Annotated in this window: 18 protein-coding genes; 14 read left to right on the top strand and 4 right to left on the bottom strand. The window is 60.4% G+C overall.

What is annotated here, in order from left to right:
- The 3 genes from AC07WS_RS08510 to AC07WS_RS08500 are packed head-to-tail and all read left to right on the top strand — an operon-like array spanning window position 1 to window position 2,931.
- Window positions 1–1,362 carry an HlyD family type I secretion periplasmic adaptor subunit gene (locus AC07WS_RS08510; protein ID WP_494728619.1) on the top strand — a complete coding sequence of 454 codons (1,362 nt, stop codon included), beginning with the start codon at window positions 1–3 and terminating at the stop codon, window positions 1,360–1,362.
- Between the two features lies 1 nt (window position 1,363).
- A complete protein-coding gene (locus tag AC07WS_RS08505) occupies window positions 1,364–2,713 on the top strand; it encodes a TolC family outer membrane protein (RefSeq protein ID WP_494728618.1) in 1,350 nt (449 codons plus the stop codon).
- 14 nt (window positions 2,714–2,727) lie between these two features.
- Complete coding sequence (locus AC07WS_RS08500) at window positions 2,728–2,931, top strand: DUF6447 family protein (protein ID WP_494728617.1); 204 nt, start codon at window positions 2,728–2,730, stop codon at window positions 2,929–2,931.
- A gap of 37 nt (window positions 2,932–2,968) precedes the next feature.
- Here AC07WS_RS08500 and AC07WS_RS08495 read toward each other — a convergent pair whose 3' ends face one another.
- On the bottom strand, window positions 2,969–3,859 hold the full coding sequence (locus AC07WS_RS08495) for a sulfurtransferase (protein WP_494728616.1): 891 nt from the start codon (window positions 3,857–3,859) through the stop codon (window positions 2,969–2,971).
- Between the two features lie 200 nt (window positions 3,860–4,059).
- On the opposite strand from AC07WS_RS08495, the gene AC07WS_RS08490 reads away from it, so the two are divergent.
- The 3 genes from AC07WS_RS08490 to dnaE all read left to right on the top strand — a co-directional run bounded on the left by AC07WS_RS08490 (window position 4,060) and on the right by dnaE (window position 8,353).
- A complete protein-coding gene (locus tag AC07WS_RS08490; RefSeq protein ID WP_494728615.1) occupies window positions 4,060–4,332 on the top strand; it encodes a BrnT family toxin in 273 nt (90 codons plus the stop codon).
- Window positions 4,292–4,654 carry a BrnA antitoxin family protein gene (locus AC07WS_RS08485; RefSeq protein ID WP_494728614.1) on the top strand — a complete coding sequence of 121 codons (363 nt, stop codon included), beginning with the start codon at window positions 4,292–4,294 and terminating at the stop codon, window positions 4,652–4,654. Before AC07WS_RS08490 ends, AC07WS_RS08485 begins: the two co-directional genes overlap by 41 nt.
- Before the next feature lie 156 nt (window positions 4,655–4,810).
- Entirely contained in the window at window positions 4,811–8,353 is a 3,543-nt protein-coding gene (gene dnaE, locus AC07WS_RS08480; RefSeq protein WP_494728613.1) for a DNA polymerase III subunit alpha, read from the top strand.
- Window positions 8,354–8,414: 61 nt separating this feature from the next.
- On the opposite strand, the gene AC07WS_RS08475 is transcribed toward dnaE, so the two are convergent.
- Window positions 8,415–8,648, bottom strand: a complete 234-nt coding sequence (locus AC07WS_RS08475) for a DUF6139 family protein (protein WP_117011914.1) — start codon at window positions 8,646–8,648, stop codon at window positions 8,415–8,417.
- Window positions 8,649–8,689: 41 nt separating this feature from the next.
- Complete coding sequence (locus tag AC07WS_RS08470) at window positions 8,690–9,664, bottom strand: VirK/YbjX family protein (RefSeq protein ID WP_494728612.1); 975 nt, start codon at window positions 9,662–9,664, stop codon at window positions 8,690–8,692.
- Between the two features lie 287 nt (window positions 9,665–9,951).
- On the opposite strand from AC07WS_RS08470, the gene AC07WS_RS08465 reads away from it, so the two are divergent.
- From AC07WS_RS08465 to AC07WS_RS08430, 8 genes are all read left to right on the top strand, one after another.
- Window positions 9,952–11,580, top strand: coding sequence for a sensor histidine kinase (locus tag AC07WS_RS08465; protein WP_494728611.1), 1,629 nt, complete (start codon window positions 9,952–9,954; stop codon window positions 11,578–11,580).
- A complete protein-coding gene (locus AC07WS_RS08460) occupies window positions 11,570–12,172 on the top strand; it encodes a response regulator transcription factor (RefSeq protein ID WP_494728610.1) in 603 nt (200 codons plus the stop codon). Before AC07WS_RS08465 ends, AC07WS_RS08460 begins: the two co-directional genes overlap by 11 nt.
- 94 nt (window positions 12,173–12,266) lie before the next feature.
- Window positions 12,267–14,111: a type VI secretion system baseplate subunit TssF gene (gene tssF / locus AC07WS_RS08455; RefSeq protein WP_494728609.1), complete on the top strand. Its 1,845-nt coding sequence runs from the start codon at window positions 12,267–12,269 to the stop codon at window positions 14,109–14,111.
- Window positions 14,075–15,127 (top strand): type VI secretion system baseplate subunit TssG, encoded by a 1,053-nt coding sequence (gene tssG, locus AC07WS_RS08450; RefSeq protein ID WP_494728608.1) that lies wholly within the window; start codon window positions 14,075–14,077, stop codon window positions 15,125–15,127. Before tssF ends, tssG begins: the two co-directional genes overlap by 37 nt.
- A gap of 102 nt (window positions 15,128–15,229) precedes the next feature.
- A complete protein-coding gene (locus AC07WS_RS08445) occupies window positions 15,230–17,404 on the top strand; it encodes a type VI secretion system Vgr family protein (protein ID WP_494728607.1) in 2,175 nt (724 codons plus the stop codon).
- An 8-nt stretch (window positions 17,405–17,412) separates the two neighbouring features.
- The gene (locus tag AC07WS_RS08440) at window positions 17,413–18,738 is read left to right on the top strand and encodes a DUF2169 family type VI secretion system accessory protein (protein WP_494728606.1); all 1,326 of its coding nucleotides are present in this window, start codon (window positions 17,413–17,415) and stop codon (window positions 18,736–18,738) included.
- Window positions 18,735–20,276: a DUF4150 domain-containing protein gene (locus tag AC07WS_RS08435; RefSeq protein WP_494728605.1), complete on the top strand. Its 1,542-nt coding sequence runs from the start codon at window positions 18,735–18,737 to the stop codon at window positions 20,274–20,276. The genes AC07WS_RS08440 and AC07WS_RS08435 overlap by 4 nt, the downstream gene beginning before the upstream one ends.
- Window positions 20,277–20,281: 5 nt before the next feature.
- Complete coding sequence (locus AC07WS_RS08430) at window positions 20,282–20,551, top strand: hypothetical protein (RefSeq protein WP_494728604.1); 270 nt, start codon at window positions 20,282–20,284, stop codon at window positions 20,549–20,551.
- Window position 20,552: 1 nt separating this feature from the next.
- Here the strand turns inward: AC07WS_RS08430 and AC07WS_RS08425 are convergent, their stop codons facing one another.
- Window positions 20,553–22,835 (bottom strand): glycosyltransferase family 9 protein, encoded by a 2,283-nt coding sequence (locus AC07WS_RS08425; RefSeq protein WP_494728603.1) that lies wholly within the window; start codon window positions 22,833–22,835, stop codon window positions 20,553–20,555.
- Between the last annotated feature and the right edge of the window lie 52 nt (window positions 22,836–22,887).

The raw sequence follows: 22,887 nt of genomic DNA, 5'->3' as shown, positions 1-22,887 counted from the left end.
ATGGTAAATATCGTTAAGAAGCAAGAGCCCGCAACCGAAGTCATCACCCATGATGTAGAGCCGTTGACGGTCAATACCGATGCTGGCGCTTATGCGAAAGTCGGCTGGATCATCGTCCTGTTCGGCGTGCTGGGCTTTCTGGTCTGGGCCATTTTCGCGCCGTTGGACAAAGGCGTACCGCTGCAGGGCACGGTTGCCAAGGAATCCAACCGCCAATCGATACAGTATCTGCAGAACGGCATCGTGAAGGATATCCTGGTCAAGGACGGCGACGTCGTCAAAGCTGGCCAGGTACTGGTGCGTATGAATAACGTCCAGGTGAAGGCCGCAATGGATGTCACCCGCGTGCAGTATCTGAGCGCGCGCGCCACGGAAGCGCGCTTGCTGGCCGAGCTGAGCGGACAGAAGTCGGTGAGTCTGCCCGCCGCGCTGGTGCCTTACAAGAACGAGCCGGCAGTCATCGAGGCGATGGCCTTGCAAAATCAATTGCTGGCATCGCGCCAGGGTTCGTTGCAAAGCGAGCTTGGCGGCGCCGATCAAAACATCGAGGGCTTGAAGTTGCAGATCGCCGGCATCCAGCAATCGCGCGACAACAAGAAGGACCAGCTGGCCATGTTGAAGGAGCAGCTCGACAATTCGCGCGACCTCGCGAAAGAAGGCTACCTCGCCCGCAACCGCTTGTTGGAAGTGGAACGCTCTTATTCGCAGGTCAACGGCGCGATTGCCGAAGACGTCGGAACCATAGGCCGCTCGCAGCGCCAGATCATGGAACTGACGATGCGCAAAATGCAGCGGAACCAGGACTATCAGAAGGAAGTGCGCACCCAGCTTGCCGACACCCAGAAAGAAGCCGACGCGCTGCAGGGGCGCCTGGATGCGCAGAACTTTGATGTTGAAAGCGTGGATGTGAAGTCGCCGGTTGATGGCGTAGTGGTGGGATCGAGCGTATTCACCCGTGGCGGTATCGTTGCCGCCGGTGCGCGCATGATGGAAATCGTCCCGACCGCGGACGCGCTGGTGGTCGAAGGACAATTGCCCGTCAATTTGATCGACAAGGTTCATCCGGGATTGAAGGTGGAGCTGAACTTCTCGGCGTTCAACACCAACAAGACGCCGCATATTCCAGGGGAAGTGATACAGGTGGCAGCCGACCGCACTGTTGATGAGCGCACCGGCGCGGCCTACTACAAAGTCCGCGCCCGTGTTTCCGCCGAAGGCAGTCAGCTGATCAAGAAGAAGAAACTCGACGTCGTTCCCGGCATGCCGGTGGATATGTTCGTCAAGACGGGTGAACGCTCGATGATGAGCTATTTGCTGAAGCCGATCTTCGACCGCTCGAAGTCGTCGTTGACGGAGGAATAAGGTGCTCAAACAGTCTATGATTCGACCGCGCACGGTGGTCAAGGTAATGGCGCGCGCAGTTTGCGCCGGACTTTTGTTCCATGCCTCGGGCGCGATGGCGCTGGGCTTGATGCAAGCCTATCAGGCTGCTTTGCAAAACGATCCGACTTATCGTTCGTCGTTTTACGCCAACGAAGCGGGGCGCGAAAATGGGAAGCTGGGTTTGTCCAACCTGCTGCCCAGCGTGTCCGGCAGCTATAGCGCCAGCCAGAACCGCACGACGCGCGAGATCGGCGTGCAGACGTTCCCGGAGGACTATATCAGCCGCTCCGCGGGCGTGCAGTTGCGCCAGTCGTTGTTCAATCTTGACGGCTGGGCACGCTATAAGCAAGGCAAGGCGCAAAGCGACTATGCGGGTGCCCAGTTCGCCAGCCAGCAGCAGGAAGTAATCATCCGGGTCTTTAGCGCCTATCTGGACGTGTTGTTCAAGGACGATCTGCTGAACCTGGCCAAGGCGGAGCGCGATCTGTATGTCGAACAGCGCAAGGTCAATGACCGCCTGTTTGAAAAGGGTGAGGGCACCAAGACCGACATGCTGGAAACCCAGGCCCGGCTCGACGGCGCCGAGGCGCAAGTGCTGGAATCGCTGGACAACCAAGCGGTGTCGCGCGAGACGCTTGCGCGCATCATAGGCGGCGACGTTGGTACGCTGGATGGACTGACGCAGGACTTTCGCGTGCTGCCCAGCGATGGACAGAGCTTCGAGCAATGGAAGGCCATTGCGATGGAGCGCAACCCGGATATCAAGACGCTGATTTACGGCGTCGAGATTGCTCACCAGGAGTATAAGAAAGCGATCGCCGGCCATGCGCCGCGTCTGGACTTCGTCGCCAACTACAGCAAGAACGCATCCGATTCGATCACCACGGTCAATCAAGATACGACCGTGCGCAGCATCGGTATCCAGCTGAATATCCCGTTGTATGCGGGCGGCGCAATCAATGCGCAAGCGCGTCAGGCGTTGGCCAGCGAGGAAAAATCCAAGGCTGATTTGCAGGTGCAGATCGACAAGATCCTGACCGAGCTGCGCAAGGATTACAGCGCGCTCCTCAGCAGCGTGGCGCGTATCGCCGCGCTGGAAAAATCGGTTGCGTCGGCGGAGTTGCTGATTACAGCCACGCAGCAAAGCATCAAAGGCGGGGCGCGCATCAATCTGGATTTGCTCAATGCCCGCCAGCAGTTTTACACCAGCAAGCGCGACTTGGCGCAGGCCCGCTACAACTATCTGGTGACGTCGTTCCGCATGCGCGCAGCGGCAGGTACCTTGGGGCCGGATGATATGCACAACATGGCTGCTATGTACTTCCGTTGAGTGGGGAGTGCATGATGGACGACGAAATAGAGGTCACCGTTGACGGCATCAGCTACAAGCTCAGCGAGCTGAGCGAGGCTGCCCAGGAGCAGGTCGCCAACCTGCAGTTCGTCGATGCGCAGATGGCCGAGCTGAACGCGAAGCTGGCGGTGTACCAGACCGCCCGCAACGCTTACCAGTCGGTGCTGCAGCAACTGGTGCCGCGCCTGCCGCAATAAGCCATATGAAAACGGCGCCCTCGGGCGCCGTTTTCTTTTATGCCTTGCCGTAGCAGTGCGGGCAGGATTTCTCGTACACGTATTCCGGCGACAGCTGCTGGCGCGGCGTGACCACCGCGCGGCAGACGAAGCATTGCACGGTCTCGGTCGGTTCCAGCTTGGGATTGAGCGCGGTGCGGTAGTCGAACACGAAGCAGTCGCCGGTGTAGTGGGCGCCGCCGACTTCCTCGAAGTACTTGAGGATGCCGCCTTCAAGCTGGTACACGTTCTCGTAGCCGATGTTCTGCATGTGGATGGCGGCCTTTTCGCAGCGGATGCCGCCGGTGCAGAAGGTGACCACGGTCTTGCCGGCGAAGTCGTCCTTGTGGGCGGCGATCACTTCCGGGAACTCGGTGAATTTCTTGATGCGGTAGTCGACCGTGTGGTCGAAGGTGCCGACGTCCACCTCGAAATCGTTGCGGGTGTCGACCATGACCACCGGCTGGCCGTTGTCGTCGACGCCGTTGTCGAGCCAGCGCTTGAGCGTGGCCGCCTCGACGAAGGGCGCGCGGCCTTCTTCCGGCTTGATCAGCGGCATGCGCATGGTGATGATTTCTTTTTTGATCTTCACCAGCATGCGCTTGTGCGACTGCTCGGCCGAATAGCTTTCCTTCACCTCGAGGTCGGCGAAGCGGGCGTCGCTGCGCACCCAGGCCAGGAACTCGTCGATGTGGCTGCGCGGGCCGGACAGGAACATATTGATGCCTTCCGGCGTCAGCAGGATGGTGCCCTTCAGTTCCAGGCGCTTGCAAATGTCCTGGTACAGCGGGCGCATCGCCTCGGTGTCGTCGAAGGTGACGAATTTGTAGGCGGCGATGTTGACGTGAGCGGCAGCGGCAGCGATGGCGGCGGCATGCGCTTCAGCTTGTAAAGCAGTATTAGCGTGCATGGTGGTGGCGAAGGAAAACCAGGAAAGCCGACATTATACGCGAGCTTGCTCTGTACTCCCCTATTTTGCTTAAAAAACGTGCAGATGTTGATGCTTGATTCGTCAATGCGAGCTTTTCTGGGCGGGGTATCTTATCAGTCCTGCGCGTCGATAAATAGGTCGCGTCAATACCGTCAATATTTATTGGGGGTACAATAAATATGCAAATCGAATTTGATCCTGAAAAGCGCGCTGCGACCTTGGCAAACCGGGGACTGGATTTTGCTGACGCGTCTCTGATATTTGATGGTGATACGTTCACTTGGCTCGATGAGCGTGTTGAATATGGTGAGGATCGTTTCGTCACGATGGGACTATTGCGTAGCCGGACTGTCGTGCTGGTTTGGACTTGGCGTCAACGTGCGCGGCGCATCATTTCGATGAGGTATGCAAATGAAAAAGAAGTTACCCTATTCAAAAGCTCCGTTGGTTGACGAGGATGACGCTCCAGAGTTGAGCGAAGCCTGGTTTGCGGAAGCGAACCTGTATCGTGGGGGGGTATTGGTTAAGCGTGGACGCCCCCCGCAAGCCGTTACTAAGGTCGCAGTTAAGCTTCGCCTGGATCGTGATATCGTCGCTGCTTTCAAGGTGGAGGGGCCTGGATGGCAGACGCGTATCAATCAAGCCTTAAGGGACTGGCTGGTATTGCATCCCGATGAAGCAGGGGCGGCAATTAATAGCTTGCGACAAGCCGAGAAAATTCCCGGTGTCAGTGCTGAGGGGGTTATGGAATGGATCGCTGAGGGGCGGAAGTAAAGATGGGAAGGACGGGCTGGAGACTAGAGCGATTGATATCCTACGCCGGATGCGGGCATGGCGTGCGCATCGCGTGACTGCCAGCCAAATCAGATTCATCGAATCCGGCCGCCGCACGGTAAAATAGCTGGTTATTGAACCAGCATTGAGCGGCGTATGAACATGGTAGCAAACGAACAAGCAGTGGCGGCGCCGGCGGCGGCCCCGGTGGGACCGGACTTCGTCCACCTGCGGGTGCACTCGGAATATTCCATCGTCGACGGCCTGGTGCGCATCGACGACCTGGTCGCCACCGCCGCCAAGGACAAGCAGGCCGCGCTGGCCGTCACCGACCTGTCCAATATGTTCGGCATGGTCAAGTTCTACAAGGCCGCGCGCGGCAAGGGCATCAAGCCGGTGGTCGGCGTCGACGTCTGGATCACCAACGATGACAACCGCGACAAGCCGCACCGCCTGATGCTGTTCGCCAAGAACCGCATGGGCTATCTGCAGCTGTGCGAGCTGCTGTCGCAGGCCTGGCTCACCAACCAGTACAAGGGCCGCGCCGAGATCCGCACCGAGTGGCTCACCGAGCTCACCGCCAAGACCTACGCGCTGCTGCCCGACGACAGCCCGGCCAACGGCTTGATCGCGCTGTCCGGCGCGCACTTCGGCGACGTCGGCATGGCGATCGAGAACGGCAACCCGGCGCTGGCCGAGCAGAACGCCGCCAAATGGGCGCGGATCTTCCCCGGCCATTTCTACATCGAGATCCAGCGCGCCGGCCAGGCCAACCAGGAGGCCCAGGTGCGCCACGCGGTGGCGCTGGCCGCCAAGCTGGGCCTGCCCGTGGTGGCGACCCATCCGGTGCAGTTCATCCGCAAGGACGAGTTCATCGCGCACGAGGCGCGCACCTGCATCGCCGAGGGCGAGATGCTGGCCAATAACAAGCGCGTGCGCCGCTTCAACGAGCAGATGTGCTTCATGTCGCAGGCCGAGATGCGCGAGCTGTTCCACGACCTGCCGGCCGCGCTGCAGAACTCGGTGGAGATCGCCAAGCGCTGCAACCTGACGCTGACCCTGGGCAAGCCGCAGCTGCCGAACTTCCCGACGCCGGGCATGACCATCGACGACTACCTGCGCGCGGAAACCAAGAAGGGCCTGGAGGAACGCCTGGAGCAGCTGTATCCCGATCCGGTCAAGCGCGAGGCGCAACGGGAGCGCTACGAGGCGCGACTGGAGTTCGAGAACAACACCATCATCAACATGAAGTTCCCCGGCTACTTCCTGATCGTGGCCGAGTTCATCCAGTGGGGCAAGAACAACGACGTGCCGATCGGGCCGGGCCGCGGCTCGGGCGCGGGCTCGCTGGTGGCGTACGCGCTCAAGATCACCGACCTCGATCCGCTCAAGTACAACCTGCTGTTCGAGCGCTTCCTGAACCCCGAGCGCGTCTCGATGCCCGACTTCGACATCGACTTCTGCCAGGAAAAGCGCGACCTGGTGATCCAGCACGTCAAGGACCTGTACGGGCGCGACGCGGTGTCGCAGATCGCCACCTTCGGCACCATGGCGGCCAAGGGCGCGATCCGCGACGTCGGCCGCGTGATGGACTTCGGCTACAACTTCTGCGACGGCGTCTCCAAGCTGATCCCGTTCAAGCCGGGCAAGCCGGTGTCGATCGCCGAGGCGATCGAGGAGGAGCCGATGCTCAAGGAGCGCCAGCAGAACGAGGAGGAGGTGGCGCAGCTGCTGGACCTGGCGCAGCAGGTCGAGGGCATCACCCGCAACATCGGCATGCACGCCGGCGGCGTGCTGATCGCGCCGGGCAAGCTGACCGACTTCTGTCCGCTGTACACCCAGGGCGGCGACGGCGGCGTGGTGTCGCAGTACGACAAGGACGACGTCGAGGCCGTCGGCCTGGTCAAGTTCGACTTCCTGGGCTTGACCACCCTGACCATCCTCGACCGCGCAGTCCGCTACATCAAGATGCTCGATCCGAAGGAGGCGGAGTTCGACCTGGCGCGCCTGCCGCTCAACGACCGGCCGTCCTACGAGCTGCTGACCAAGGCCAAGACCGTGGCCGTGTTCCAGCTGGAGTCGCGCGGCATGCAGGGCATGCTGAAGGACGCCCGTCCCGACCGCTTCGAGGACATCATCGCGCTGGTGGCGCTGTACCGTCCGGGCCCGATGGACCTGATCCCGGACTTCTGCAAGCGCAAGCACGGCGAAAAGTTCGACTATCCCGATCCGCGCACCGAATCGATTCTGTCCGAAACCTACGGCATCATGGTGTACCAGGAGCAGGTGATGCAGATGGCGCAGATCGTCGGCGGCTACTCGCTGGGCGGCGCCGACATGCTGCGCCGCGCGATGGGCAAGAAGAAGGCCGAGGAGATGGCCGAGCACCGCGAGATCTTCCGCGCCGGCGCCGCCAAGGACGGCCTGTCGGCCGAGAAGGCCGACGAGATCTTCGACTTGATGGAGAAGTTCGCCGGCTACGGCTTCAACAAGTCGCACGCGGCCGCCTACGCGCTGCTGTCCTACCACACGGCCTACCTGAAGGCCCACCATCCGGCCGCGTTCATGGCGGCCAATATGTCGCTGGCGATGGAGGACACCGAGAAGGTCAAGATCCTGGTCGAGGACGCGATCGACATCTGTGGCCTGACCATCCTGCCGCCGGATATCAACAAGTCCGACTTCCGCTTCATGCCGGACGGCCCGCCGCCTTCGGTGACCGGCAAGAAGGTCACGCAGATCCGCTACGGCCTGGGCGCCTGCAAGGGCGCCGGCCAGAACGCGATCGAGGCCATCATCGCCGCCCGCAACGCCGGCGGCCCGTTCACCAGCCTGTTCGATTTCTGCAAGCGCGTGGACAAGAAGCAGATCAATCGCCGCACCATCGAATCGCTGATCCGCGCCGGCGCCTTCGACTGCCTGGCCATCGACCGCGCCATCCTGCTGGCCTCGGTCGGCTTCGCGATGGAGTGCGCGGACCAGGAGGCCAAGGCGGCCAACCAGGTCAGCCTGTTCGGTGGAGACGACTCCGACCTGGTGGCGCCGCCCGAATACGTGAAGGCCGCGCCGTTCACCGACCGCCAGAAGCTGGCCGAGGAAAAGATCGCGCTGGGCTTCTACCTGTCGGGCCACATGTTCGACTCGTTCGCGCCGGAGGCGCGCCGCTTCGCCCGCACCAAGCTGGCCGAGCTGGAGCCGTCGCGCGAGCCGCGCATGCTGTGCGGCGTGATCACCGGCATCCGCCCGCAGATGACGCAGCGCGGCAAGATCCTGATCGTCACGCTGGACGACAAGACCGCGGTGGTCGAGGTGACCGTGTATTCCGAGGTGTTCGAAGAGAACAAGCGCATGTTCAAGGACGACGAGTTCCTGGCCGTGGTCGGCAAGGTGTCGGAGGACCGCTTCTCGGGCGGCCTGCGGATCTCGGCCGAGAAGGTGTTCGACATCGTCACGGCGCGCATCAACTACGGCAAGCAGCTGGGCATGGCGCTGCCGGCCTCGGTGGACGTGCGCAAGATGGCCGAGGTGCTGGCGCCGCACCGCCACGCGGACGGCTTGCCGGTGTCGGCGCGCATCACGCCGCAGGGCGTGGCTTGCGTGGTGCAGCTGGGCGAGGCGTGGCGCGTGGCGCCGTCGGACGAGTTGCAGCTGGCGCTGCAGCAGGTGCTGGGCGCCAAGGACGTCGCGATCGAATATTAACCCCCAACCGAAGGGGGTCTGACCCCGTACGGGGTCGGACCCCGGTCACTGGTGTGCGGGGTTAAAGCTGTCCGTCCAGGCTGGTGATGGCATACCCCTTGGCGCCTATCTGCTCCAGGGGGTGGACGATGTGGTAGCGGGGCAGGTCGTCGCGCGCGTCGTCGACCTCGACGTGGCGCGCTTCGGGATGCCAGTCGGTGTTGGTGGCTTCCTCGGGGATGGGTTTGCCCTCCGGCACAGCCAGGTAGCTGTGTTTGCCTTTTGCTTCATCTCGGTAATAAATATCCACACGCATGGTATTTCTCCTTGGACGAAAAACCCATGTTACCGGATTTTTCAGGCCAATGCGTATTCGTCGCCGTCGCGTGCGTCAATCGACAGCGTGCTGTAGTTTTGGCTCAACGGTGTCGGCACGGTTTCGAAGCGCGGCGCGCTCAGGCCGGCGCGGATCACGGCGCTGAGGGCGGTCAGCGTCTCGTGGCGCTTGCGCGCCTCCGAGCGCTTCTTCGACGCGATCGCCGCCAGGTCCGGCGGCGCGATGGCCTCGCACGGCAGGCGCCAGTCGCCGTCGGCGCGGCGGCCGGCGTCCAGCTCTTGCCACAGCGTGTCATAGTTGGCGTGCACCTTGCCCTGGCGGGCGGCGCCGCACACCACGCGGTTGGCGTTGCTGACCAGGCGCAGCTCGACGCAGCCGTAGTCGTGGCCGATCTGGCTCAGCAGCTTGACCATCATATTGGTCGGCCGCAGGCCGTGCAGCTCGCGGGTGGCGTCCTTGATCCGTTGCAGGCCCAGTTCGCTCTTCGAGCCCTGCATGCAGCCGACGCTCAGCACCATGCCGCGCCCCCCCTGCTGGAAGGAAAACGCGCTGCTGTAGATCAATTCGTCGTCCTGGTACAGCTGCAGCACCAGTTCGCCCTCACGCTCCATCGGCTCGATCGCGCACAGGCGGATCTGGTAGGGCAGGCCGGACTTGCCCTCGACGCTGCCCAGCACCACGCTGCCGCGCGCGGCGCGCACCGTCAGCGGCCCCAGGCCCTGGCGGAAGATGAAGCGGTAGTGCTGTTGCAACAGGTCGACGCGCTGGACGCAGCCCATGGTGTTGCTGAGATAGGGACGGTAAATCTTGTAGAGCAGGCGCGGCCGGGCCTTGACCAGTTCCGCGAACAGCGGATGGGAGTTGAGCAGTTGCAGCCAGCCGTCGGTGGCCCGGCGGTGCAGCAGCGCGCGCAGCGACAGCTTGAGCGATTCGCGGACTTGCTTCAGGCCGCTGAAGCCGGCCACGCCGGAGCGGATGGTGATTAACTGCGACATCGAACGACTCTCATCAAAAACGGCGGCAAGGGATGGCGCGGCGCGCTGGCTTCATGTCTTCTGGTCAATGGTAGGTGCCATTACGACATCTTTGCATTGTAAATCCTATGTAACGTATTGTAAATTGGGGTAAAGGCTTACGGTTTTCCCTTAATAATCGCTGCATGAGAAAAGCAAGTGTTGTATAGCGGCGAAAGCGCAGGCCTAAGGGTATCCCGTAGTAATAAAAAGCAATGCGCGATGAATTCCAGCAATGCATAATGCTACATACCGATACAAAGCCCCGTATGTCACTTTCCCGCCTGCGCTACCTGGAATTCCCCGCGTTCATCGCGCTGTATTTGCTATTCGACTGGGCCACGTATATCGACCCTTTCTATGGCTTGAACATCACGCCGTGGAATCCCGATCCGGCGCTGGGCCTGGTGTTCTGGCTGCGCCACGGCTGGCGCGCCGCGCTGCCGTGGCTGGTGGCGCTGATCGGCGGCGAGCTGCTGGTGCGCGGCATGCCGGCCGGCTGGGCGGTGAGCGTGCTGAGTTCGCTGTGGCTGACCGCCGGCTACGGCCTGCTGGGCGCGGCGCTGCGGCGCCAGTTCGGCGACGGCGGCGTGTTCGACAGCCGCGACCGGCTGTTCCAGTGGCTGCTGATCGTCGTGGCCGGCACCATGATCAACGACGTCGGCTACATCTCGCTGCTGGCGGCCGCGGGGCTGATCCCGGCCGGGCAGTGGGGCGAGGCGGTGCTGCGCTTCGGCATCGGCGACATGGTCGGGGTGGTGGTGTCGATGCCGCTGATCTGGATGCTGGCCAGCGCGGCCGGCCGGCGGCGGCTGCGGGCGACGGTGTGGCGGGCCGAGACGCTGGGCTACCTGGCGCTGGCGATCTGCGTGTTGTACATGGTGTTCGGCACCATCGCCACGTCGGAGTTCAAGCATTTTTATTTCTTGTTCCTGCCGGTGATCTGGGCCGCGTTCCGCCAGGGCCTGTTCGGCACGGCGCTGATCGTGTTCGTGCTGCAGGCCGGCATCGGCGCGCTGGTCAAGTGGAACCACGCGGTCAACATCGCCGTGCACGAGTTGCAGATGCTGGACGCGGTGCTGGCGCTGGTGGGCTTTTCGATCGGCATCGCGGTCGACGAGCTGCGCAAGGTCGCAAGCGAGCTCAAGCAGACGATGCGGCTGGCGGCGGCCGGCGAGATGGCCGCCGCGCTGGCGCACGAGTTGAACCAGCCGTTGACGGCGCTGGGCGCCTACGGCAAGGCCTGCGAATTCCTGCTGGAGCGGGGCGAGAGCGGCGAGGTGCTCAAGGGCGCGATCCAGCGCATGATCGCCGAATCGGGCCGGGCCGCCGAAGTGGTGCGGCGGCTGCGCGATTTCTTCCGCACCGGCGCGATGAAGCTGGAGCCGCTCGATCCGGGCCAGCTGGTGGCGGGCATCAGCCAGCAGTTTTTTGCCCAGATGCGCGAGCACGGCGTCGAGCTGACGGTGGGCGAGATCCCGCCGCTGCCGGTGCTGGCCGACCGGCTGCAGCTGGAGCTGGTGCTGCGCAACCTGCTGGCCAACGCGCTGGAGGCGGTGCAGGAACGGCCGGCCGGCGCGCGCCGCATCACGCTGTCGGGCGAGCGGCTGGACGGCAAGCGCCGCGGCGGCAAGCAGCGCAAGGGCGGCTGCCTGCAGCTGACGGTGGAGGACAGCGGCAAGGGCGTGTCGGCCGCGCTGGCGGCGCGCCTGTTCGAACCGTTCGTCTCGTCCAAGGCCAGCGGGCTGGGCTTGGGGCTGGTGCTCAGCCGCGCCATCATGGAGGCGCACGGCGGCTCGCTGTGGGCCGAGGTGGACGATCATGGCATTTTCAGGTTGGCGCTGCCGTTGGCGCGCCCTTTGGAGCAGGATGGAGAGCAGGTGAGCTATGCAGCATGATTTAACCGTATTCATCGTCGACGACGACCCGTCGGTGCGTGACGCGCTGAGCCTGCTGCTGGGCGTGCGCGGCTACCGCACCGCGATGTTCGCCAGCGGCGAAGCCTTCCTGCAGGCGTGGCAGCCGGCCTGGCGCGGCTGCATGCTGATCGACATCCGCATGTCCGGCATGGACGGCCTGAGCCTGCAAATGGAATTGCGCCGGCGCGACTGCCGCATCCCGGTGATCATTATGAGCGGGCACGGCGACGTCAGCATGGCGCGCGCGGCGTTCAAGGCCGACGCGGTGGATTTTCTGGAGAAGCCGTTCGACGACGTCAAGCTGATCGCCGCCATCGATGAGGCGCTGGCGCGCGCGCGCAGCGTGCACAGCGAGCAGCAGCGGCGCAGCCGCAGCGACAGCCTGCTGAGCGTGCTGACGCCGCGCGAGCGCGAGGTGATGGAGCTGGTGGTCATGGGGCGCCACAACCGCGACATCGGGCCGGCGCTGGGCATCAGCGTGCGCACGGTGGAAGTGCACAAGGCGCGGCTGATGGCCAAGCTGGGGGTCGACAACGTCGCCGACCTGGTGCGCATTACGATGCAGGACTAGGCAGGCGGCTCCCCGGCGCGAGCCTTGTTTTTCGTCAACTGAGAATCGCCGCTTTGGTGGCAGCATGGCCTGTCACGAAAAGCGGGAGCGGGCGATGAAAGATCTCTTGCCGCATTACGAAGCCGAACTGGCGCTGTTGCGGCGCCTCAGCCGTGCCTTTGCGGAGCGATATCCCGGCATCGCGGGTAACCTGCAAATGTCCGGCGATACGTGCAAAGACCCTCATGTCGAACGCCTCATACAGGCATCGGCATTGCTGGCGGCACGCATCTCGAAGCGGCTGGACGATGAATATCCATTGTTCACCGAGTCCCTGTTGGAGATGTTGTATCCGCACTATCTTCGCAGCTTCCCCTCATGTTCGATCATCCAGCTGGATTTTCGCCATGTCACGCGTGAGCTGCCCGAGATTGTGACTGTCGTCCCCCGTGGAACGATACTGAAATCAGCACCGATGCGCGGGGTGAAATGCAAATTCGCCACCACCGCTGACATAGTCGTTGCGCCTATCCGATTGGTCGATGTACGGTATATCCCGATCATTAATGCTCCCGCTTCGGTTCGGTTAAACGCGGATGCGAGCTCTGCAATCGCACTGACCTTCGACAGTGCCGGCAGGGCGGCGCTGGATACTCTGAACTTCGAGCCATTACGGCTGTTCGTCGATGCCGATTCCACCTTGTCTGCTGCGCTGCAGGACACGCTGTTCATGCGTGTTTGTTCGGTCTACATTTCGTTTGCGGAAAATGGGCCGTGGATGGAAATCAGCAAGTCGTGCATTTCTGCGGTTGGTTACGCCGAAGACCAGGCACTGATACCATTTTCGACGCGATCGCATCCGGCCTATCGTCTGCTAACGGAGTACTTCTGCTTTCCTGAGAAATTTAAGTTTGTTGATGTGGCATGGAGTGAGATTATTCGATTCATGCCGACCGGCTGCCGTCGCGTCACGCTGCATGTGGTAATCAAGGATGCACAGAACGGCTCAGGTCTTGCACAAACGCTGGGGAAGGTGTCGGAAAGGAATCTGCTATTAAATTGTGCGCCGGTCGTAAATCTTTTCAAGCGTACCGCCGCACCGGTAGACGTCCGCCATACGACAGTTGACTACGCATTATTGGCTGATAGCGCCAATCCGGAAGCGTATGAGATATTCGGTATCCAATCGGCCAGTCTGATTACCGATGTGTCGCGGCGTGACGGGATTCAAAGCGTCCGCCCCTTCTACAGCATGCGCCATGGCCAACCAGCGAAACAGTCCGACTATTTTTGGATCTTACGGCGAGACGGCATCACCGCGGATATCAGTCCGGGCCACGAAATGCGCATCAGTTTGGTGACCTCGGAGATGGCGCCGCTTGCTGAAAAAGCCCAGACGCTGTCCGTTGAACTGTTATGCAGCAATCGTCACCTACCGGTGGCGCTGAACTACGGCGCTGCCGATGGCGACCTGAAAATGGATGGACTGCTCACGCACACTCCGGTGCGGTTGTTGCGCCGCCCTGGCGCTGTTCATCGTTTCGAATCCGGTAATGGTGCGCACTGGCGCCTGATCTCTCATCTCACGCTGAATCATCGATCCCTTAGTCATGTCGGGTTGGATGAGTTTCGCGAGATGCTGACGCTCTACAACCTTCCCCGCAGCAGCGTTACGCAGCGCCAGATACAAGGCGTGGTGGCCCTGCAATATCGAACCGCCACAGCCTGGGTGCGTGGCGTGCCGACTGCATCGTTGATGCCAGGCCTTGAGATCCGCATGACGCTGGATGAAGACGCGTTTGTGGGGAGCGGCATTTATTCGTTTGTGCAGACACTCGATCATTTCTTTGGCCTCTATTGCCAGATAAATGTTTTCAGCCAGTTGATCGTCATTTCCAATCGCACCGGAGAGGAGCTTGTACGATGCTCACCACGAAGCGGCGCGGTCCTGCTGGGTTAATCCAGCAAGTGATCGAACACCCATATCGATTCGAGTTCTTTCAGGCTGTGCGTCTTTTTGAACGGTTTTTGACTGCGCACGGTATTCCGCAACATGCTGTTTTATCAGACTACTTACGGTTCAGGAACAGCAGCTCCCAAAATTTTCCCGCCAGTCAAATCGAAGCGCTGAAGGTGGAGGTGAGGAAGGATTGTCCTGATGTCGCAGATGAGGCGGCACTGTCGGACGCTCTCAATCAGGGACAGTTCAATCGCATCTGCATCACGCCCACCTTCTTTGGATTGCTTGGCAATCACGGCGTGCTGCCCGGTCATTACGGCGAGCGCATTGCCGCTTATCGGAAGAGTACGAACGACGAAAGCGCACAGGAATTTCTCGATATTTTTTCTAACCGATTAGTCGCCCTGTTTTATCAGGCCTGGAAGAAGCACAGGCTGGAACTACCGCGCCGGGAACAAGCGGATGGATTGATGCCGCTGCTGATGTCGCTGTCCGGCAGCAGTGCCAAGGGGGTGTCAGATCCGGTTGCTGCTTACTATGCGGCGGTCTTCTCCCAGCGGCCTGTGTCGGCATTGATGATAGAGCGCGTGCTGGCGGACTATTTCAGGATTCCCGTTTCAGTTCAGGCCAATACTGGTCGATGGCATAGGCTGGATACGTGCCACGAAAATCGTCTCGGCTGCGCGAATAGTCAACTCGATGCCGGAATGGTATTGGGCGAGCGCATATGGCGCCGTGACCTGACCGTAACCATTCGCCTGGGACCGCTGGACAAGACACAGTACGACGATTTCCTCAATGGCGCTGCTGGTTCCGTTGCATTGCGAAAGATGCTCGCCATGTTCGAAACCCCGACGCTGACTTACAAGATCCAGCTAATACTGCGGGCTGAGGACGTCCGAAGCACCGCGCTGACTGGCGCCTCTTCGACACGGTCGGCACGCCTGGGCATCGATTCCTTTTTGTTGACCGGTCAGAAGCACGTGGCGCGTGATGATTTGTACTACTTGATCTGATAGCAGGCTGCGCTACAACATGATCGGCCGCAAGGCAGGCCAGCATCAGACCGCTAAAGTGGATCACTCGTCTCAAGCTCCCGCACACAAGGACTTGTCAACATGAACCTGCTTCAGGGCGTCACAGCGATACTTACGGCTTTCAGTAACGATCCTCAGGGGCAGCGCCTGCTGCGTCTCGACTTCCCGCAAGGCGATGGCCCCGACAGCCTGATGCTGGCCAACGCCATCGTGGCCGACGAGGCGCTTTCTCGCGATTTCAATTATGACGTTGAAGTGTTATCCGACGATGCGCTGATTCCGTTGAAATCGGTCGTCGGCAAGATGGTCACGATCTCGATGGTGCGTGATGACGGCACGCTGCGCTACTTCAACGGCTATGTTTTTGAATTCCGTTTTATTAAAACCGACGGCGGCTTCGCCTTCTATCAGATGATGCTCAAGCCGTGGCTCGCCTTTCTGCGCCTTCGTGGCGACTGCAAAGTATTTCAGAACTTGAACCTGACTGAGTTGTTCGATCAAACTTTCGAAAACTATCTTCAGCGTGATTATGAATACCGCCTGATCGAAGCCACTCCCGATCTGACGATGGCGGTGCAGTACAACGAAAGCGATCATAACCACCTGCATCGCCGGATGGAGGCGGCTGGCTTGCATTACTGGTATGAGCACAGTGAAGACGGACACACGCTCTGCATTTGCGACGACAGCACGCAAGCGGAGAGCATCGCTGGCAGTGGCGAGATCGCATATCAAAGCCAGGCGGGATCAAGAGAACATGACGGCATCAGTCAATGGCGGCCGGTGCGGCTTGCGTCGTCGGGCAAGGTGGCTGTGAACAGCTACAACTTCAAGCACTCGCGCAGCGACCGCATGGAGCGGCCATCGCTGAACCAGCAGGGTGCTATCGAAGAGTACGAAGTCTATCTGGACGCGGGCGCCTACGGCTTTAAGGACGACGATGACGGCGAGGCGTTGGCTCATCGCCGAATGGACATCATCGACGCCCGTGGACAGGATTTCATCGCCGAAAGTAACGAGCGCGCCGCGCAGCCGGGCCGGAGCTTCACCATGACGGGCCATTTCAGCGGAGGTTATTACGGCGGCGATGACGATACGCCGGGTAGCGATAAGGCTGAGCGCGAGTACCTGATACTGTCAGTACGTCATGTCGCCAGTAATAATTATCACGACGGACAAGGTACGGTCTCCCAGTACAGCAATACCTTTACCTGCCTGCGGAAAACCATACGCTGGCGGCCTCAGTTGGGTATGCACAGCAACGACACGCGAATCTATGGCGTGCAGACTGCCACAGTGGTTGGCCCAAAGGGCGAAGAGATACACACGGATGAATACGGTCGGGTGCGGGTGCAGTTCCACTGGGATCGGGTAGGCGGGTACGACGAGAAGAGCTCGCCATGGGTGCGGGTGATGACCAGCGCCGCCGGCTCAGGTTTTGGGCAGATCAGTGTGCCGCGCATTGGTCAGGAAGTGGTGGTTCAGTTCCTGAACGGGAACTGCGACCGACCGCTGATCATCGGCAGCGTCTATAACTCCGTCAATATGCCGCCATGGGAGCTGCCGGCCAATAAAACGCAAAGCGGTTTGCTCACTCGGTCGAGTATCGGCGGCAAAACCGAAAACGCTAATGCGCTGCGCTTTGAAGACCTGAAAGGCTCCGAGGAGGTATGGCTGCACGCGGAAAAGGACCAGCGCATTGAAGTCGAGCATGACGAGTCGCACTCGGTGGGCAATGACCGGAAGAAGAACGTTGGGCATGACGAAGTCGTGGCGGTGAAGCATGACCGCACCGAGACAGTTGGCAACGATGAGAAGATCACTATCCATCATGACCGTACCGAGCGTGTGGACAACGACGAGCATATCGAAATTGGCGGAAGTCGTCATGAAACGGTGACTGGACACGAGAAGGTCATTATCCATATGACGAAAACTGAACGTGTCAGTTTGGCCAAAGAGGAAACCATAGGCTTGGCAAAAACACTGGAGATCGGTGCTGACTACGGTATCGCCGTGGGCGCGGCCATGCTTACCATTGTTGGGCAATCGAAGTTCGAAAAAGTAGGTCAGGATAAAAAGACCGAAGTCGGTCAGAGTTATACCGTGGTCGCGGCGGAATCCTTCGAGGTGAAGGTCGGCAGTGCGAGTTTGAAGCTGACGGCGAATGGTGCGATCACGATATCCGGGACCAGTATCGATATCGGTGCCTCGGGCCCAGTTCATATCAACGGCAAGGACGTTGACATCAACTAGGGGGCGTCATGAACGTCATCAACCATACTCCATTCCCGGCGCAAGCGTTTGAAGCGGTCGATCAGTACGAGCAGCGATTTCATGTCTTCGTGTTGAGACAAACTCTCGACTTCTCGTCGGGCAAGTTGGAGTATGCCGATGAGCAGGCGCCCTTGTGCGACACCGATAGCTATTTCGGAGAAGGCTTCAGCGGCGGCGTGCGTCAGGAGTCCGACTATTGCCCCTACAAACCCAAGTGCGATGTCATCGTAAATGCCGTGGCCTATGCACCGAAGGAGAAAGCAGTTCCCACCTTTCTTGTGGGATTGAATGTGGTGCGAGATGGGCATAAGCTCATCGAAAAAGTCTTGAGGATTTCAGGACGGCGCCACTTCAAAAAGAGAGTGAGTGCGATGCGCCTTTTGCAGTGGTTGGTGAAATGGGGAACGCTCTGGCTGCTGCAACCGAATCCCTGGAAGCTTACGAAACCTGTGTTGCTTACGTCGCTTCCTCTGCGTGCTGAATATGCCTACGGAGGTGTATGCAGAATTGCGCAAGATGATCCGGCAGCTCGGCGGGTGCCAGCGAAGTATCGGCTGACGCCGGAGCAGGCGGCAGGCCACCCCGATGTGCAAATATTGGGGTTGAAGCCACCGGCTGCTCATGTCATGTACGAACCGAATATGAATGGCGTGGGCTTTGCGCCTGAATGGTATTTGAAAGCGACCAAGATCACGCATGTCGCTGCACCTCAGGTCGAGAATTCTCAATCAAAGATCACCGCCAAGCAATTTTGGAGCGGGCGAGGGGCGCCACCCGTCGCTCCGGCTGGATTCGGGACTCGAAGCAGGCTCCACCCAGAGCGCAGAATCATGGTCGGCGAGGTCGACGATGCCTTTGCCAATTCCGGGGCGCCATTGCCGCCGGGTTTTAACTTCGAAATATGGAATGCAGCGCAACTGGATCAGCAGATCGATTTCCTGACCGGTGCCGACGTGATCGAGTTAGTTAATCTTTGCCCTTCAGGCACGCCTGGTGTCGTGGAGACCGACAAAGGCAACGCGCTGTTTCGCTTGACTCTGCCTGAGCATGAGTGCTTCCTGCTAATGCAGTCGGACAGGAACGTTGCGCGCACACGCTCCCTGTTGATAGACACGGCGATAGTCGAGCCAGAAAGCCACCAGCTCACGCTGGTCTGGCGTGCGGCAATTCCAGTTGATGAAATTGGCGCGATCAATCTTTGCGAGTTCCACATGCGTACTTTTTCCGAAAGAGATTTGACCCGTTGCAGGGGCACCATGGTGCTGAGAACGCCATCAGAAATTGACGTGGCTAATGAGGCGGTAGCGCTATGAGCGATCGTTCCAAATTCTCGGATGCCACGGAGGATGCGGAGGCGGACAAGGTCGCCAAGGAACTCGTTCTGAACGATGAGCTCAAAGAGCTCAACGAAAAAGAGCAAAGACTGAAACGCAACATCGCCGCATTAACGGCGGAGATTGCAAGGGCGAAAAAAAATCCGTCGGCGCCAAGCCCAAGTGCCAACAACAAGATAGGTGCTCGCAAGGACAGCTCCTTCAAAGCGATCAGCACCGCTCCATCGATTAATAAAACGCCCATGGGGTGTTTGATGGTGCCCGTCCCGTATCCGGTAATCCAAGATCTGTCGAACAGTATGAAAACTGCACGTACGGTCAATTTCAATGGGTGTCCCGCCTATGTTCTTGACTGTAGTAATCAACCTCGCTGTACGGGCGATGAACCAGGAACGGGAAAAGGAATTAGATCCGGTACTGTTAGTGGTGAAGTAAAACCGCTGCAGGGGAGTGCAAGTGTCCGAATAGAAGGAAAATGCGTGGTGCGCGACGGGGACGCATGCACGATGAACGGTGGGAATAATCCTGGGATATACACCACTGCGCCCATAACATCAAGCCAGTCCACCAGCAATGCATCTAAATCTGCTATTTCGTTGGCTAGTCAACAGAATTTGGAGATATGGGCTAGTGTTAAGGAATGGTTGCATCAGCAAGGTTCGAACCTTTCGGCGGCAATTCAGCACCCCCTGGATGGTTTTAAAGGAGCCATTAAAGGAGCCATAAATACAATTCCGCAGACGGGAGAGATGTTTACTCACGCATTGATTGAGCAACATGCCTCGGAGCTAGAAGAAGGTGCTGTCATTCAATCACTTTTTAGTCAGGGCGAGGCAGCAAAAGAATTAAGGAATATCGCTGCGGTTTCGCGGATTCAGTCGGCCGGAATAGATTTTAAAAAATTGAAAATGAGTAACTCTGCGCAAGATGGAGGAGATCTAATTTCTACTATTATTCAAGTTCTTTTTGCCGGAGGCGCAGTTTCGAAAGTGGGCGGGAAGGTTACCCGTAAGTTGAGCAATACCGCTCGAACTTTCGTGGAGAAAGACGCACAAATCGGTAGAGCTGGATCGGGAAACGGAGTAAGAATTTCTGCGAAGTCGGGTACCCATGTCATTAAATCTATGAGCCGTGAGGACCTTGAAAAATGGCTCAGGGAGATGCATGGTATTTCGGAAAAGTCAAAGCTAGATGATATGATCAATAGTTTTGACTCTTCTAAATTGATAGAATTGGTAGAGCTCCAAAAGGATACTGTTGTTATTCAATATGTCAGAGAAAACGGGACAGTAGGAACCTTTTACGCATACCCGGGCACTTCACCGGCTGAGCTCGCAATTTCCGGCGATGGTAGAGTACTCAGGACCTTCACAGTTTCAGAGCCTGTTCAAGTGTTACGGGGGACAGCTGCGGAGTTTCCAACTGGAAAGTACCCTGGTGTGGGTGGGCCGGGTGGAGGTATTCAGTTAATTGCTCCGCGTGGTAGTACTAAATTCATTGAAAATACAGGAAGGTAAATGTCATGCAGATCCTCGCGATAGAGAAGATTGAACAAGCGATTCAGGAAACCAACCTGCTCTTATCAACCGGCGAAGACCCGCTGCTCAAATCATTCTTGAATGAGCTTAACCGATACAAAATGTTAGCCCAAGATCATTGGCCGTTGAGCTATCAAGAAAAGACGACCGTAGATATTGGTCGCGTTGCTGTTCGTGAACTAGATGAGTTATATCCTGAATACGTCACACTACTTTGTCATGTGGGAGCTCTGCTTCGTGAAGAAGCCGATTAATTTATACGGTGGCAACGTGGTTGTTGCCTAATGCCAGCGCCTCGGCGCGCCACGATTCCACCACTTCCAGCACTTGCTGCGGCGTGATCGCCAGCATGCAGGTGCAGCGGGCCGCGTCCTCGCAGTGGCCGCAGGCGACCGGCGTGCACAGGCTGCGCGCGCGCGGTCCCAGTGCGCCCCAGCGCACGATGTCGATCGGCTTGAGCGGCGGGAACAGGCCCAGCGCCGGCCGCCCCAGCGCCGACGCCAAATGCAGCGGCCCGGTGCCGCTGGCGATCAAGCCGTCGCAGCCGCCCACCAGCGCGGTGAAGCCGTCCAGGTCCAGGCGGCCGCACAGATTCTCCACGTTCGGCAAGGCCAGCAAGGCCGGCGCCTGCTGCGCCAGCAGCTCGCCCTCGGCCGCGCTGCCGGTCACCAGCACCCGCACGCCCTCGACCTTGCCCAGCATTTCGGCCAGCGCCGTGTAGTGCTGCAGCGGCCATTCGCGGCCGTTGCCGTTGGACTTGGGATGCAAAATCAGCTTGAAGCCAGGCCCGGCCAGCAGGGCGTCGGCGGCCGGATGGTGCGGCGTGTTCAGGCCGTACATGGTCTTCAACTGCTCCAGCGGCGGCTCCACGTCCACGCCCAGCGGCAGCAGTAGCTTGAAGTTCAGCTGTGCCTCGTGCAGCGGCGAGTTGGCGCGGCTGAACGTGGCCAGGCGGTTGCAGTGGTACCAGTGGTGGATGCGGTGGCTGCTGCCGATGCGGCGCTCGATGCCGGCGCGGCGCGCGGCCGCCGCCAGCGTGCGCATCGGGAAGGTGAAGATCATCGTGTCGCAGCCGCTGCGCGCCAGGCCGTCGGCCCAGTCCTCGCCCAGCTCTTCCAGCGTCAGCACCTGGTCCACGTGGCGGCACTGCGCCACCACGGCGGCGGCGTAGCGGCGGCACAGCAACACCACCTCGGCCTGCGGATACAGCTGCTTCAGGTAGCCCGCCAGCGGCAGGGTCAGCACCACGTCGCCGATGTTGTCGGTGCGGGCGATCAGGATGCGGCGCGGCACCGGCGCCGGGTACTGCGCGGCCAGGCACATGCCGACCAGGCTGCACACCATCATCACGTAAAACACCTTCGGCATCATCAGCCAGAACATCACGTCGGTCAGGCCGAAACCGATGAAGGCCACCACCACCACCAGGCCGGCCAGGGCCAGCGGGCGCTGGCCCCGGTCCACGCGGCGCAGCTGGGCGGAGAAGAAGCGCAGCGGCGCCACGTACATCAGGATCAGCAGGCTGAAATCGAGCAGGCCGCCGGTGGCCAGGCAGTTGAGCATGTCGTTGTGGCTGCTGCTGTAGAGCAGCGCCGGCGATTGCTGCAACCGGCCCTGCGCCGCCAGCGCGTGCAGCGCGACGTCGAATTGTTCGCGCCCCACGCCCAGCCATGGATGTTCGGCGAACATCATCAGCGAGGCTTTCCACAGTTCGAGCCGGATGCCGACCGAGGTGCTGGCGTCGCCCAGCGTCAGGTAGCGCTGGATTTCCGCCAGCGCCTGTTCGATCCGCACGGCCACGCCGGTGGCCGGCACGGCCAGCGCCAGCACCACCAGCGCCAGCAGCGCCGCGCCCACCACCAGCAGGCGGCGGCCGTACAGCTGCACGCCGTAGCGGGCCACCGGGATCATCACCAGCGGCAGCGCCAGCCAGCCGCCGCGCGAGGCCGACAGCATCGAGGCCAGCAGCCCGCACAGCAGGCCGACGCCGGGCAGCCAGGCCATGCGCGTGTGGCGCAGGTCGGTCAGGCCGCACAGCGACATCAGGCCGCAGGCCAGCGCCAGGTCGCCGAAGGTGATTTCGTGGTGGGTGAAGCCGATCGCCCGCTCCATGCCGAGCACGGCCACCTGGTAGAACGCCACCACGGCCGCCAGCACGGCGGCCAGGCACAGCCCCAGCCAGAAGTGGCGGGCGCGCGGACGCAGGTAGTAGACCACGCCGATGCAGCTCAGGCCGAACAGCAGGCGCGACGGCCCGTCCAGGGTGTGCAGGCTCTGGTGGTCGAGCACCAGGCGCGCCAGCGACACCAGGAAGTAGCCGCCGAAGGCCAGCACCACGCCGCCGATGTCGTTCCAGTGGCGCTTGTACAGCGGCAGCAGCGTGCGGCCGCGGCGGATCAGCAGCAGCAGGATCAGCAGCTGGACCAAGCCGAGGCCGACCTTGCTCGACAGCGCCAGCGCCGGCAGCAGGAAGATCATGGTCGAGGAGAGCGGACCGCCATATTCGGTGTGCGGCGTCGAGGGGCTGGCTGGAGTCATGGTCACGCGGTCGGGGCGGCGGAGGCCGGTGCAAAAAAGGCTGATTATAGCA

Source organism: Duganella sp. GW821-FHT01E12 (assembly GCF_059422325.1).
The sequence above is the reverse complement of the archived record's forward strand: the minus strand, read 5'-3'. Positions and strand labels throughout refer to the sequence as shown.

Bases quoted from the DNA above. Each gene is read 5' to 3' on its own strand.
- AC07WS_RS08510 (WP_494728619.1), top strand. From the start codon at position 1: ATGGTAAATATCGTTAAGAAGCAAGAGCCCGCAACCGAAGTCATCACC.
- AC07WS_RS08500 (WP_494728617.1), top strand. From the start codon at position 2,728: ATGGACGACGAAATAGAGGTCACCGTTGACGGCATCAGCTACAAGCTC.
- AC07WS_RS08495 (WP_494728616.1), bottom strand. From the start codon at position 3,859: ATGCACGCTAATACTGCTTTACAAGCTGAAGCGCATGCCGCCGCCATC.
- AC07WS_RS08490 (WP_494728615.1), top strand. From the start codon at position 4,060: ATGCAAATCGAATTTGATCCTGAAAAGCGCGCTGCGACCTTGGCAAAC.
- AC07WS_RS08485 (WP_494728614.1), top strand. From the start codon at position 4,292: ATGAAAAAGAAGTTACCCTATTCAAAAGCTCCGTTGGTTGACGAGGAT.
- dnaE (WP_494728613.1), top strand. From the start codon at position 4,811: ATGAACATGGTAGCAAACGAACAAGCAGTGGCGGCGCCGGCGGCGGCC.
- AC07WS_RS08475 (WP_117011914.1), bottom strand. From the start codon at position 8,648: ATGCGTGTGGATATTTATTACCGAGATGAAGCAAAAGGCAAACACAGC.
- AC07WS_RS08470 (WP_494728612.1), bottom strand. From the start codon at position 9,664: ATGTCGCAGTTAATCACCATCCGCTCCGGCGTGGCCGGCTTCAGCGGC.
- AC07WS_RS08465 (WP_494728611.1), top strand. From the start codon at position 9,952: ATGTCACTTTCCCGCCTGCGCTACCTGGAATTCCCCGCGTTCATCGCG.
- AC07WS_RS08460 (WP_494728610.1), top strand. From the start codon at position 11,570: ATGCAGCATGATTTAACCGTATTCATCGTCGACGACGACCCGTCGGTG.
- tssF (WP_494728609.1), top strand. From the start codon at position 12,267: ATGAAAGATCTCTTGCCGCATTACGAAGCCGAACTGGCGCTGTTGCGG.
- tssG (WP_494728608.1), top strand. From the start codon at position 14,075: ATGCTCACCACGAAGCGGCGCGGTCCTGCTGGGTTAATCCAGCAAGTG.
- AC07WS_RS08445 (WP_494728607.1), top strand. From the start codon at position 15,230: ATGAACCTGCTTCAGGGCGTCACAGCGATACTTACGGCTTTCAGTAAC.
- AC07WS_RS08440 (WP_494728606.1), top strand. From the start codon at position 17,413: ATGAACGTCATCAACCATACTCCATTCCCGGCGCAAGCGTTTGAAGCG.
- AC07WS_RS08435 (WP_494728605.1), top strand. From the start codon at position 18,735: ATGAGCGATCGTTCCAAATTCTCGGATGCCACGGAGGATGCGGAGGCG.
- AC07WS_RS08430 (WP_494728604.1), top strand. From the start codon at position 20,282: ATGCAGATCCTCGCGATAGAGAAGATTGAACAAGCGATTCAGGAAACC.
- AC07WS_RS08425 (WP_494728603.1), bottom strand. From the start codon at position 22,835: ATGACTCCAGCCAGCCCCTCGACGCCGCACACCGAATATGGCGGTCCG.